The organism is Streptomyces sp. DT224 (assembly GCF_049844595.1).
GTDB lineage: Bacteria > Actinomycetota > Actinomycetes > Streptomycetales > Streptomycetaceae > Streptomyces.
In genome coordinates this window covers 545,201-557,879 of record NZ_JBNCLI010000004.1, presented here as the reverse complement: position 1 = coordinate 557,879, position 12,679 = coordinate 545,201, and the positions used below count along the sequence as shown (strand labels likewise).

Here is a 12,679-nt window from a genome sequence, read left to right as displayed (position 1 = left end):
GAGCCGGACTTGACCGACGACCAGATCACGTACCGCCACGGCGGCCTCGTCTGCACCGACCACACCCTCGATGTACCGCTCGACCATGCCCGGCCCGGCGGGCCCGGCATCTCCGTCTTCGCACGGGAGGTCGTCGCCGAGGGCATGGAGCGCCGTGAGCTGCCGCGGCTGCTCTGGCTCCAGGGCGGGCCGGGCGGGCGCGCGGAGCGGCCCAACGCGGCGGGCGCCTGGCTGCGCCGCGCGCTGAAGGAGTTCCGCGTCGTCCTCCTCGACCAGCGCGGCACCGGCCGCTCCACCCCGGCTGACCGCACCACACTGGCCGGCCGGGCCGATGCCGCGCAGTACCTCGCCTATTTCCGGGCCGATTCGATCGTCCGCGACGCGGAACTGCTGCGCCGCCGGATGCAGGGCGACCGGCCCTGGACGGTCCTGGGCCAGAGCTTCGGCGGCTTCGCGACGCTCACCTATCTCGGCCTCGCCCCCGAGGGCCTCGACCGGGCCCTGATCACCGGTGGCCTGCCCACTCTCACCGGTCACGCCGATGACGTGTACCGCGCGGCGTACCGGCGTACGCTCGCCGCCAATGCCCGGTACTTCGAACGCTACCCGCTCGACCGTGCCCTGGCCGGGCGCGTCGCGGCGCACCTGGCGGACCACGATGTCCGTATGCCGTCGGGCGAGCGCCTGTCGGTACGGCGGTTCCAGACGCTGGGGATCACGTTCGGCACGGCGTCCGCCTTCGACTCCCTGCATTATCTGCTGGAGTGCGCCTTCGTCCCCGGGCGGGGCGGGCCGGTCCTCTCCGACACGTTCCTGCGGGGCGTCGACTCCGTCGTCTCCCTGGCGCCGCGTCCGCTGTACGCGGTCCTGCACGAGGCGATCTACGCGCAGGGCGGCCGTCCCACGGCATGGTCCGCCCACCGGGTCCGGGCGGAGTTCCCCGAGTTCGACGCCTCCGCGGGCGGGCCGCTGCACTTCACGGGCGAGATGATGTACCCCTGGATGTTCGAGGAGGATCCGGCCCTCGTCCCCCTGAAGGCGACCGCGGACGCGCTCGCCCACCGCACCGACTGGCCCGCCCTCTACGACCTCGACCGGCTCGCGGCCAACACGGTGCCGGTCGCCGCGGCGGTGTACCGCCAGGACATGTACGTCGACCACGACCATGCCCTGACCACGGCGTCCCGGGTCCGCGGCCTGCGGACGTGGGTCTCCGAGACCCATCTGCACGACGGGGTGAAGGCCGACCCGGGGGTCCTGGACCGCCTGCTGTCCCTGTCCTAATGCCGCGTCAGCCAAGGTGCGTGCAGGGCGTCGCGACGGGGCGAACCTTGGCTGACGCGGCACCAGGCAAGCCGCCGGATGCGGAACGAGCCCTCGACGGCGAAGTCGGGGGCTCGTCCGCGGCCGGGGACGGGACGCGGCCCGTCATCGCCTGCGGGCCCAGCAGCACGTTCCCCGAGGCGTCGGGGCCACCTTGCCGAGCGTCCGAGGGCCGGCCGGACCGAGGGCCGTACTCTCGTGAGCACTACACCTGTCCAGCTCCGTGTCCTTTCTCTATCGTGGAATACGGCCACGGGGGCGCGCTGGGTTGCGGAGGCCGCCTCATCTCACGGGGGAGGGACGGCGTGAGCGAGTCGAGCGACGACGACGACAGCACAGGCATCCTGATCGCACTCGGCATGACGGCCGGACTGTCCTTGGTCTGGGCCTTCATCATCAAGGACCAAGCGGAGCTGATGACTTGGGGTGCCTTGGTGATGGGCGGAGTCACCGGTCTGGTCGCCGGAAGCCACAGCAACCACAGCCAGTCGGTGGCCGTCACCTGCGCCGTCGCCACTCCGCTGGGCACCTATCTGGGCACGCTTCTGGGCCTCTGCCTCATCGCCGTCGCTCCCTACGGAGGTGACTTCAGCGACGCCTGGCACCTCTTCGCCAACGACACCGGCCAGGCGGCGCACCTGTTCAAGGCCGAGGCCCAGGACCGCGACTGGTTCTTTCTGTTCCTCTCGGTGCCGGTGGGGTACGGAGCGGCCATGCTCGACGACTGACAGTGATGATGTTCGTGGTGACGCCGCCGGTGGGTCTGACCCTCCGACTGACTGACGTCTCGACTGTCCTGTTTGGGATTTGTCGGCCCGCCGGCCGTCACCACGCACGCGGCCGGACGGGCGTTTGTGACTTCATAGGAGCTTGGTCCAGAAGCCCCGTCACTGTCTTGTCCACCCGCCCGACCGGCACGTGCCGCCCTCGCAACGGACACGCCACAAGGACGGACATGACCAGCATGACGCACGACGGCCCGGAGATCACCGGCGGAGTCGACACCCACGGCCTGACCCATCATGCCGCGGTGATCGACTCCATCGGCCGGCATCTGGCCGACCGGGAGTTCCGCCCTGTACGCCGAGGCCGCCGGGTTGTGGACGCAGGTCGCCGCACTCCTTGCGGCGGCCGGGCGGACCGGCGACGCGACGCGGCTCTCGGAGGCCGGGACGGTTCTCCGCGAGCTCGCGCGCGTCGAACACGAGGCGATGCGGGCCCTCAGCGCACTCGGCCGGACAGGCCTTAGGTGAGACTGAAGAAGAGGGTGTCCTGGGTGTACCAGTCGACCTTCTTCGTGGCGTACTCCCACTCGTCGTGCTCCTGCTCGAGCTTCTCGATCAGCTCTCGCACGTCGTACCGGAAGTCAGCGGGTATCTCGTCCAGGACGGCGCCGTACGCCTCGGCGGCGGGCTTGGCTGCGGCGAGCGGCAGATGGCCGATGGCGGGATAGCCGTCGACCGAGTGCGGAACGAACGGGAAGCCGCGGGGCAGCCCGCCATAGAGGAAGCCGTGGGGCAACAGCTCGGCGGGGACGCCGACGCGTCGCATCTGGTCGTCGACCAGCCCGAAGAACGTCGAGGGCTTCGAGTAGGTGCCCAGCTGCATCGGGTCGGATGCGTTGTGGTCGATGATGTGCTGCAAGGCGCTGACGTAGGCGTTGCCCGCGTACTCGGCGTCCGAGTCGGTGCGTCCGGCGATCAGGTGATCGAGGGCGTGAACGACGGACAGGCCCCAGTCGACGCCCTGGTGGTCAAGGTCGTCCTGGTGGGCCTGCGCGGCCTCGCGCATCGCGTCGAGGCGGCGTCGTTGATCGGCGTTCAGATCGCCCTCGGCGCCCAGAAAGGCGAGGACGTCGGCCTTGTCGGCAGTGGAGTACGCGATGTTGTGACTCATGACCGCCATCATGCCAACCGGCACTGACAACCTCTGGGGTGCAGGTCGCGGGCCTGGCGTCCCGTCGAACCGGGAGGCCTGGCCCGCGAGCTCGGCAACGGGTCGTCAGCTGGTCCAGAGGACCGGGCTGTCGCTGTACGCGTCGCCCTCCTCGAACGCGGCGACCGCGATGGGATCGGTCTTCGTGGCGCTGAGCGAGCAGGTCTCGTACGAGGCGCCCTTGGTGGTGAAGTCGCGGGGGGCCGTCTCGCTGTCGCACTTGCCCGGGAGGTCACCGATCAGGATGACGCCCGTGGGGGCGCCGCCCGCCAGCTTGCCGCGCAGCCTCAGCGACGAGTAGGAGAGGTCGGTACCGCCGACGTTCTCCACCTTCATGCGGATGTAGTAGGGCGTCATGCCCTTGGCCTTCTCACCGAAGGGGGCCATGTCGGCCTCGGTACCCTTCTCGATCGCCGTGACGGTCACGGCGACCGTGCCCTTCTTGGAGGTTCCGTACGTGAACGGCAGGACCGCACGGTCACCGACCTTGAGCTTCGTCCCCGGTGCGGTGACGTCACCGCTGGGCACGGCGGAAGCGTCGTCGCTCGGCTCCGCGGAGGGGCTTTCGCTGCTCGGGGCGGACGAGGCCGGGGCGGAGGCCGAGGGCGATTCCTGCCCCGTTGCCTCGTCCTCGCCGTCATTGCAGGCCGTGAGCCCGAGGCCCAGGGCGGTGAGGGCAACTGCGAAGACAATGCGTCCCTTGCGTATCATTTTGACCTAACTCGCGGTAAGGGCTGCGCTGTACGACAGCCGGAGTGTTCAACAACCGGACCGCGCGTCCGGGTGTGCCGGGCGTCACGGCGAGGGCAGCGCGTCAATGCGGCGCGCCGCGATGCCCCACTCACACTGGACCAGGAATGACACAGACGTGTCGCAGGGGCGGCACAGCCACGCGACGACGGTTCACCGTCACTGTGTGTGCACATGGCGGTGACCCGGCCCCCGCTGTGCGGCCCCCTGCGACGACGCCGCCCACCCTGTCGGAGGCGGCTTGTACGCTGCTCCTCTTCGATGGGCATCAGTTCGGGCGCGGGCACGGGGGCGGGCGTCCGGGGGCGGGACGCGGGGTCTTCCATGAGTGGCGCACATCCGATACCGAGACGCACACCGGGCTTCTCCATCGGCGCGCGCATCATCGCGGTCCTCGTCCTCACCGTGATCGGAGCCGTCGGCCCCTGGCTCCAGCGCGACGTCCACCACCAGAACGCGGAGCCGCGGACGGAGTTCACCGCGACCAACCCGCCCGCCGGCCTCCCCGCCGCGCTCACCACCGGTCAGCACCTCCGCTGGTCCCGCTGCGCCTCGCCGCCCAGCGCCCGCGGGGACTACGACTGCGCCGCCATGAAGGCCCCCCTCGACTACCGGAAACCGGACGGCCGGACGATCGACGTCGCGCTGATACGCCTCAAGGCCACCGGGCCGAACGACCTGCGCATCGGTTCCCTCGTCCTCAACTTCGGTGGTCCCGGCGCCTCCGGGGTGAGCGGGCTGCCCTCGTTCCGCAACCAGTACGAGCCACTGCTCGACCGCTACGACCTGGTCTCCTTCGACCCGCGCGGCGTGGGCGCGACCATCCCCGTGCGCTGCGGGAAGACCGCGGACGATCCCGGATACGAGGGGGCCGACGCCTGCGCCGAGCACTCCGGAGCGATCCTCCCGTACATCGGCACCTCGCACACCGCGCGCGATCTCGACCTGCTGCGCTACCTCCTCGGCGACGAGCGGCTGCACTACTTCGGCGTCTCGTACGGCACCGAGCTCGGCGCGGTCTACGCCCACCTGTACCCGTCGCACGTCGGGAGGCTCGTCCTCGAAGCGTCGGTCGATCCGACCGAGGACCTCGACGAGGAGCAGGTGTCGCAGGTCAAGGCGGTCCAGGCGGCTTTCGACCGGTTCGCCGGGCACTGCGCGGCCCGTATCCGCGGCTGCCCGACCGGCGACGGGCCCGAGGAGGCCGCCCGCCGCATGGCACGCCTGGCCGCCCGCCTGGAGAAGAATCCCGCGCCGGCCGGCGGCGGAAGGACGCTGGACGCCGACGACCTCGCGTACGCCGTCGCCGACCACCTCGACCGCGGCACGGACGGCTGGCCGTCACTCGCCAAGGCCCTCACCGCGCTGATCGAGCACAACGACGGCCGGCCGCTGGCCAAGGGCTCGGACGACATCGGCTCGGCCGACCGGGCGGGGACCCCGCACGACGACAGCCGCGCCGCCCGGACCGCGATCACCTGCGCGGACTCCAGCCTGCGTCCCGGCTTCGAGCGCCTCGACAGGGACGCGGCACGCGTCGAGGCGGCCTCGCCCGTCTTCGGCGCGGCCTGGTCCAGCGGTGTCTACCTCTGCTACGACTGGCCGTTCGACGGCGAGCGGATCACCCCGCGAGTGAACGCCGATGGTGCGGCACTCGTCCTGGTGGTCGGCGGCACCGGTGACCCGATCACCCCGTACGCCGGGGCTCGCCGCATGGCCCGCGCCCTGGGCGACGGTGTGGGCGTGCTCCTGACGGCCGAGGAGGAGGGCCACGGGACGTACCCGCGCAACCGTTGTGTCACGGAGGCGGTCGACCGGTACCTCCGCGCGGGCCGCGCCCCGGCCCCTGGGACGGTGTGCCGGGGGGACATGTCCTGAGGCTGTGCCGAACGTCCCGCCTGTCCGGCCTCAGGCGTGTCCGCGGGATTCAGCGGAGAGGGCGTACGTCCGTACGCGCGCCAGCCGCAAGCGCGGGCCCCGGGCCGTCCGCAATCCCCCGCAGGGGTGACCCGCCCTGATCGAACGAGTTTCAGCGGCGACACCCCAGAGGGCCCACGGCCTGAACCCTGCATACGAACTTGCGTTCACCACATGCCCTCCGATCGGGCCGTTACGGGACCGGATCCACCGCGTTTTTAGAGCATCAGTGCCACATCGACGCCCAGACGGAGGAACGCCATGTATCCCGCCCCTTCCCCCTCTCAGCAGCCTCCCGGAATCGAACAGCGACACTCCGCGAACGCCGGCGGCGTCGACGGCACCCGCGCCTCGGAACACCCGTCCGCGGGGTGGGCGGCATGAGTGAGCCCGCCGATGTACCGGCCGACAGCGTTCCGGGACCGCGCACCACCCCCCTGACGCCCGCACCGTCCGATCCTTCGCCCGAGCCGCAGATGCGCTACGTCGACCTCACGGGCAGCCGCGAGGCGGCCGGCCGGTCGATCCGCATGCGCGACATGGCCCGCCGTCTGCCGCAGCTGGTGCGCCGCTCACTGGCCCTGGCATGGCGGGTCGACCGGCGGGCGACGGTCGGCCTCCTGCTGTGCCAGCTGGTGACCGGGGTGATGCAGGCCCTGGGTCTGGTCGCCATCGCCGGCACCCTGACGGCTCTGCTGCGCGACGGGGACGTCTACCACCGCCTCCTCGACGCGTGGCCGTCCGTCGCCCTGCTCGCCGGGGCGGCCGGGGTGCGCGCGCTCCTCGGCATCACCGTCAACTGGCTCTCCGCGCGGCTGGGTCCGCTGATGTCCCGCGAGGCCGAGCAGATGCTGCTCACCGGTTGCGCCGAAGTCGAGTTGTGCGCGTACGACGACCCCGACTTCAACCGCGACCGCGAGGCCGCCGACCGCGGCGCCCAGGTCACCGGTGACCTGATCAACGAGGGGCAGGACCTGATCGCCTCGGCCGCCGCCTTCCTCGCCGGGGCCGTCGTGCTCGCCGGTGTGCACTGGGTGCTGCTCCCCCTCCTCGTCGCCGCCAGCCTCCCGCAGGCCGTGGCCCAGGTCAGCGCCGCACGCGTCCGCTACCTGGCCAACCTCCGCAGCAACGGCGACAACCGGATGCTGTCCGTGCTGCGGTGGCACATCTACACCAAGGACGCCGCCGACCAGATCCGCGCCGGCACCATGGCCGACTTCCTGTCCGGCCGGTACCGGCACACCGTCGCCCGCATCAACCGCGAGGACCGGGCCGCTGCCGACCAGGGCGCGAGAATGTCGCTGGTCGGCGCGGTGTGCGGGGGTCTGGGGTCGGCGGTGGTGTGGGCGGCGGTCGTGTGGCTGCTCGCGACCGGCCGGATCAGCGTCGGCCGGGCCGGCACGGCCGTCTTCGCCCTGCAGACGGTCGGCATGTCGGTCCGCGGCCTGGTGGCCGTCGGGGCGCGGGCCGTCCGGACGGGGCTGTACATGGACGACTGGACCGGCTTCCTCGACAAGGCAGGCGGCTTCCGCATGCGCCGGGGCACGCACCAGCCCGCGCCGCCGGAGACGATCGAGGTCGCATCGGTGACCCACCGCTACGCGGGCAAGGACCACGACGCCCTGTCCGACGTGTCCCTCACCCTGCGCCGGGGCGAGGTCACCGCGCTGGTGGGCTTCAACGGCTCCGGCAAGTCGACGCTGTCCAAGCTGGTCAGCGGCCTCTACCTGCCCACGGACGGGCAGGTGCTGTGGGACGGCGTCCCCACCGGTGACGCCGACCCGCAGGCTCTGTGGCGGCAAGTCGCCCTCGTACCGCAGGATTACGCGCACTGGCCGCTGACCGTGCGCGAGAACGTGACCCAGGGGCAGCCCACCGCCCGTGGCGACGCGGCGGTCCGTGAGGCCTGCGAGGCGGCCGACGCCGACGAGGTCGTCGACACGCTCGGCGCGGGCCTGGACACCCTGCTGGCCCGCGAATGGCTCAACGGCGAGGAACTCAGCGGCGGCCAGTGGCAGCGCATCGCCCTGGCGAGGGCGTTCTTCCGCCGGGCCGGGCTGCTGGTCCTCGACGAGCCGACGGCCAACCTGGACCCGCGTGCCGAGTTCCGCATCTTCCAGCGGCTTCGATCCCTGGCCCGGGACCGGGCGGTGCTCCTCGTGACCCATCGCATCGCGAACGTGGCCGTCGCCGACCGCATCGTCGTTCTCGACGCGGGCCGCGTCGTCCAGGAGGGCACCTACGCCGAGCTCTGCGAACAGCCCGGACTGTTCCGGGAGTTGCTGGCGTACCAGATCACGTCCGAGCCGGACGACGACAAGCACGAGGCCCCCGCGTGAGCCATCCCGGCCTCCCCGTACCCCTGCCGCCGCCCCGAGAGGGAATGACATGCCGCTCACCCGCTCCGACATCCGCACCACCACCGAGGCGTATCTGGCCCACCACCCGCACGAGTGGGAAGCCCTCGCCGGGCTGTTGTCGCTCCTCGACGGCGTCGACGACCCGGCCGACCGTGCGACGCTCCCCGCCCACATCACGTGCAGCGCTGTCGTCATCGACCGCCGGTCCCGGGTGCTGCACATCCGGCACCGGGCCTCCGGCGGACTCCTGCTCACCCCCGGCGGCCACACCGAGTCCGGCGACCGCAGCCTGCTCGTCGCCGCGTTGCGCGAGCTCACGGAGGAGACCGGCATCCCGCCGGACGCCGTGTGCCTGACCCGGCAGTTGCTCGGCTCCCCCGTCGACATCGACGTTCACGACATCGACGCCCGCCCCGCGAAGGGCGAACCGGCCCACCGGCACTACGACTTCCGCTACGTGTTCCACCTCGCCGACGCGGAGCCGCCGGCGATCACCCTCCAGGACGAGGAGGTGTCGGGCGCGCAGTGGCTCCCCCTGGCGGAGGTCAGGTCACCGGCCCTGCGTACGAAGCTCCTCCACGCGCGACTGGACGGGCGGCCCGAGCCCGTGAACGCCTCCGCGATCATCCACGACGGCCACGGCCGGTACCTGCTGCACCTGCGGGACGCGAACAAGCCGTGGATCTGGGAGCCGGGGTGCTGGTCGCTGCTCGGCGGTGGCCGGGAGCCACAGGACCGCACGCTGCTCGACACGGTCGGCCGGGAGTTGCGCGAGGAGGCCGGCCTGACGGTCGGCGGCCTGGAGCCGTACGCGGTCGAATGCGTCACGGGCACGGACGGGACCCGGGTGCCGGTCCAGGTGTTCACCGGCCGCTGGAACGGTGACCCGGCCCGTCTGCCGCTCACCGAGGGGGTGATGGTCGCCTGGGTGCGGCCCGAGAAGTTCCCGTACATGACGATGCTGCCCTCGACCCGGGCACTCCTGGAACGGCACGCCGCCCAGCACGACGCGCCCGCCGCCGGGGCCCGGGCATCGGGGGCGTTTCCCCACGTCGTCGCCGTCCACCTCTACCTGGAGCGCGACGGCCAGGTCCTGCTGGGACTGCGGCACCCCGACCCGGCGTACGCGGGCGGCTCCTGGCACATGCCCGCGGGCCACTGCGCGGCGGAGGCGGCCACGGCCTGCCTGGTCAGGGAGGCGTACGAGCAAGCTGGGCTGGTGATCGACCCGGCGGATGCCGAACTCGTCCACACCGTGCACACGGCCGGCCGGCCGGGCGACGGTCCCGGGATCGGTCTGTTCTTCCGCGCACGGCGCTGGGAGGGCACGCCCGAGCTGAAGGAGCCGGGCAAGTGCGTCACCTGGCAGTGGTGGAACGCCAAGGACCTGCCCGAGCCGCTGGCCCCCTGCACACGCGCCGCGATCGAGGGCATCCGGCACGGACGGGTCTACACGGAGCTGGGGTGGGCGCGTTGACCAGCACTGACGCCTGCGGCGCGCCGGTGGACGCGCACCTGCCGGCCGTCCGGGACGGGGACCGGGGGCCGGAGGTGCTGCTGTCCCGGCGGGCCGGTGACGCGTACGCGACCGGCCTGTGGCACGCGCCGTCGGGCCGTGTGGAGAACGAGACCATGATCGACGCCGTCGTACGCGAGACGTGTGAGGAGACCGGTCTCTTCGTGCGGCTGTCCGACAAGCGGTTCGGTCGCCCCGGTCTCCTGGCCGCCGTCACGGACGGCTACGGACGCCCGATCACGCGCGAGGAAGAGGCCCAACTCGGCGTCCTGTCCGACCTCGACGCCGTCTCCGGAATCTCCTACGGTGCCGCACACGGCGACCCCGAACCGGTGGAACGCGGCCGGCGCACGCTGTCCCGGCTCTGCGCCGACCACCACAGCACCCCACGAGGAGCGACACGTTGACATACACCACGCGCGGTCAGTGGGAAGCGCACTTCAGTGAGGGGCGGGGGTTCCGGCAGGTGGGTGAGCGCGAGCGGGAGCTGCTCGCCGAGCACACTCCTCCCCCGTCCGGCGGCGGGCGGGCGCTCGATGTGGGGTGCGGAACCGGCGAGTTGGCCGCCTGCCTCGCCTCGCTCGGTTACACCGTGGATGCCGTCGACTTCGCCGACGCCGCGATCGCCCGTGCGCGCGCGGAGCACGCCGATACCGAGAGCGTGCGGTGGCTGCGCCTGGACATCGAGCGCGACGACCCGGCCCCGCTGCACGCGGAAGGGTACGACTTGGTCGCGATGCGCCTGGTGTACCCCTTCCTCAAGGACAGGGGCCGTCTTGTGCGTGTTCTGGGCGAGCGGTTACGGGACGGCGGCGCTCTCGTCATCATCACCCCGGTGGCGCGGAACACGCCTGATGAGCGGCGCGGCATCGCCTTGGACGAGGACGAGATCGCGCTTCTCGCCGCCGGCTGGGAGGCCGTGGAGCGGCTGGACGCGAACGGGATGGCCTTCCTGGTCCTGCGCGGCTTCCGCCCTGCCGGCACCCGGGCCGTCGAGAAGGGGCGGCCCGCCCCCCACGCCCTGACCGGTGCGCTCGCCGTCGTCACCGACGCCGCCGGCAGGGTCCTGCTCGGCCGGTCGCGGCGCGGGATGCTCGAACTTCCCGGTGGCAAGACCTGCGGCCCGGAAGGCTTCGCCGAGGCCGCTGTGCGCGAACTCGCCGAAGAGACGGGCCTGGTGGCCGATCCGGCGGACGCGTACGTGGTGACGATGCTGGTGGACCACAGCCACGGCATCCCGCGGCTCACGGCCGTCGTCCGCGTCACCGCCTGGTCGGGGACCCCGGGCAATCCGGAGCAGGACAAGTTCGCCCGCTGGGAGTTCGCCGACCTGCACACGCTCTCCCGTATCGGTGATGTGTTCACCCCGGCCGCCCATGCGTTGGACGCCGTGTGGCCCGGGGTCGTTCGGGGCCTGCCGCCCGTGGCCTCCTACCCGCTCGCCGCCGGCCGTCCGGCAGTGCCGGGTGAGCCGGCCGAGGCCGTCCGGCTGCGCCGTGCGATGGCCGAAACGGTGATCGCCGGCGGATGGGCCCCGTCCGAGCCCGTCCGGGAGGCGCTGCGGACGGTGCCGCGCCATCGGTTCGCCCCGGAAGCGGACCTGGCGACCGCCTACGACGGCGGCGACCGGGCCGTCGTCACCAGGCGCGACGAGACCGGGACGGCGATCAGCTCGGTGTCCGCTGCCTGGCTCCAGGCCGACATGATCGAGAGCCTCCGCCTCCGGCCGGGTGCGCTCGTGTACGAGGCGGGGTCCGGCGGATACAACGCCGAGCTGATCGCGCACGTCGTCGGCCCCGAGGGGCGAGTGGTGACCGCCGACATCGATCCGTGGGTCGTGCGCCGCACCCGCGCCTTCACCACGGAGGCCGGCAGCCGACGTGTCACCGCCGTGGAAGCCGACGCCTCGCTCGGCGCCCCGGCCCGTCTCGTGCCGCGCGGCGGCTTCGACGGCAGCGTGATCACGTACAACTGCTGGGACATCGCCCCCGCCTGGCGCGAGCAGCTCGCCGAAGGCGGGCGCCTCGTCCTGCCGTTGGAGATGGGCGGCTACACGCGGGCGGTCGCGTTCGAGCGACGCGGCGAGGTGCTCCACGCCCGCCGTTTCACGTACTGCGGCTTCGTCCGCGACCAGGGCCGGCGGGCCCGCCCGGCCCCGGTCGTGCCCCTTCTCGGCGGCGCGCTGACGCTCCGCTTCGACGAGGGTGCGGCGGCCGGCACGGAGGGTGTGGAGGAGGCGCTGCGCGGGCCGCGTCACGAGATCGCCACCGGCATCACGATGGGGGCCGGAGCCGGCATCTACTTCGGGTCGCTCCAGCTGTACGCGGCCACCACCCTGCCGCGCTTCTGCCGTCTGCACGCCCAGGCGGAGACGGACGTCGTCGCTGTGGCGAAGGGCCGTGACGCGCCGGCCGTCCTCGGCGCCGCCTCGCTCGTCTACCTGGTGCACCTCCCCACCCGGCGCGGTGAGTGTTCCGAGGGCAAGGAGTGGGAGTGGGTGGTCCACGCCTTCGGCGCGGAGGGCGCTCTGCTCGCCGAGATGGTCGCGGCCATGGTACGGGGGTGGGACCGCCACATCCGCGCCGCCGACGACGACCGGCATGCCGATCCCGTCCTGACCGTCCACCCGGCGGGCACGCCGGACCGTCTGCTGCCCGCCGGGAACGTCCTGGACAAGGCGTCCTCCCGGCTGGTGTTCCGCTGGCCGGGCCGGGACGGACGTCTGCCGGGCCCGGTCGGACACGGGGAATCGGTCCCGGCGGCCTCGGGAGATGCCTGATCGTCCGGCTGTGCGGACCTGTGGCGGAGCCGGGCGGACGGGACACTGTGCCCGTCGGTACGGCTCCGGCCCGGCGGCATCCCCGGCCACCACCGTAAG

At 72.3% G+C, this 12,679-nt stretch carries 10 protein-coding genes; 8 read left to right on the top strand and 2 right to left on the bottom strand.

The window, feature by feature from the left end; genetic code table 11:
* Window positions 1-9 precede the first annotated feature (9 nt).
* The 3 genes from ACLQ2N_RS12840 to ACLQ2N_RS12830 all read left to right on the top strand — a co-directional run bounded on the left by ACLQ2N_RS12840 (window position 10) and on the right by ACLQ2N_RS12830 (window position 2,576).
* Window positions 10-1,284, top strand: coding sequence for an alpha/beta fold hydrolase (locus tag ACLQ2N_RS12840; protein WP_425812222.1), 1,275 nt, complete (start codon window positions 10-12; stop codon window positions 1,282-1,284).
* 344 nt (window positions 1,285-1,628) lie between these two features.
* Window positions 1,629-2,051 carry a hypothetical protein gene (locus ACLQ2N_RS12835; protein WP_425812220.1) on the top strand — a complete coding sequence of 141 codons (423 nt, stop codon included), beginning with the start codon at window positions 1,629-1,631 and terminating at the stop codon, window positions 2,049-2,051.
* 324 nt (window positions 2,052-2,375) lie between these two features.
* Window positions 2,376-2,576 (top strand): DUF4872 domain-containing protein, encoded by a 201-nt coding sequence (locus tag ACLQ2N_RS12830; RefSeq protein WP_425812371.1) that lies wholly within the window; start codon window positions 2,376-2,378, stop codon window positions 2,574-2,576.
* Here ACLQ2N_RS12830 and ACLQ2N_RS12825 read toward each other — a convergent pair.
* Together ACLQ2N_RS12825 and ACLQ2N_RS12820 are read right to left on the bottom strand one after the other, a co-directional pair.
* On the bottom strand, window positions 2,569-3,219 hold the full coding sequence (locus ACLQ2N_RS12825; RefSeq protein WP_425812218.1) for a DUF7691 family protein: 651 nt from the start codon (window positions 3,217-3,219) through the stop codon (window positions 2,569-2,571). The genes ACLQ2N_RS12830 and ACLQ2N_RS12825 overlap by 8 nt on opposite strands.
* Window positions 3,220-3,324: 105 nt before the next feature.
* A complete protein-coding gene (locus ACLQ2N_RS12820) occupies window positions 3,325-3,969 on the bottom strand; it encodes a hypothetical protein (protein WP_425812216.1) in 645 nt (214 codons plus the stop codon).
* A gap of 363 nt (window positions 3,970-4,332) precedes the next feature.
* Here ACLQ2N_RS12820 and ACLQ2N_RS12815 point away from each other — a divergent pair, with 363 nt between their 5' ends.
* The 5 genes from ACLQ2N_RS12815 (at window position 4,333) to fxlM (ending at window position 12,580) form a co-directional block, all read left to right on the top strand.
* Window positions 4,333-5,886 carry an alpha/beta hydrolase gene (locus ACLQ2N_RS12815; RefSeq protein ID WP_425812214.1) on the top strand — a complete coding sequence of 518 codons (1,554 nt, stop codon included), beginning with the start codon at window positions 4,333-4,335 and terminating at the stop codon, window positions 5,884-5,886.
* Between the two features lie 515 nt (window positions 5,887-6,401).
* The gene (locus tag ACLQ2N_RS12810; RefSeq protein ID WP_425812369.1) at window positions 6,402-8,264 is read left to right on the top strand and encodes an ABC transporter ATP-binding protein; all 1,863 of its coding nucleotides are present in this window, start codon (window positions 6,402-6,404) and stop codon (window positions 8,262-8,264) included.
* A 49-nt stretch (window positions 8,265-8,313) separates the two neighbouring features.
* Window positions 8,314-9,762: an NUDIX domain-containing protein gene (locus ACLQ2N_RS12805; RefSeq protein WP_425812212.1), complete on the top strand. Its 1,449-nt coding sequence runs from the start codon at window positions 8,314-8,316 to the stop codon at window positions 9,760-9,762.
* Window positions 9,759-10,208: an NUDIX domain-containing protein gene (locus ACLQ2N_RS12800; protein WP_425812210.1), complete on the top strand. Its 450-nt coding sequence runs from the start codon at window positions 9,759-9,761 to the stop codon at window positions 10,206-10,208. Before ACLQ2N_RS12805 ends, ACLQ2N_RS12800 begins: the two co-directional genes overlap by 4 nt.
* Window positions 10,205-12,580 (top strand): methyltransferase, FxLD system, encoded by a 2,376-nt coding sequence (gene fxlM, locus ACLQ2N_RS12795; RefSeq protein WP_425812208.1) that lies wholly within the window; start codon window positions 10,205-10,207, stop codon window positions 12,578-12,580. The genes ACLQ2N_RS12800 and fxlM overlap by 4 nt, the downstream gene beginning before the upstream one ends.
* Window positions 12,581-12,679 lie beyond the last annotated feature (99 nt).

Bases quoted from the DNA above. Each gene is read 5' to 3' on its own strand.
- ACLQ2N_RS12820 (WP_425812216.1), bottom strand. From the start codon at position 3,969: ATGATACGCAAGGGACGCATTGTCTTCGCAGTTGCCCTCACCGCCCTG.
- ACLQ2N_RS12810 (WP_425812369.1), top strand. From the start codon at position 6,402: ATGCGCTACGTCGACCTCACGGGCAGCCGCGAGGCGGCCGGCCGGTCG.
- ACLQ2N_RS12825 (WP_425812218.1), bottom strand. From the start codon at position 3,219: ATGAGTCACAACATCGCGTACTCCACTGCCGACAAGGCCGACGTCCTC.
- ACLQ2N_RS12815 (WP_425812214.1), top strand. From the start codon at position 4,333: ATGAGTGGCGCACATCCGATACCGAGACGCACACCGGGCTTCTCCATC.
- ACLQ2N_RS12805 (WP_425812212.1), top strand. From the start codon at position 8,314: ATGCCGCTCACCCGCTCCGACATCCGCACCACCACCGAGGCGTATCTG.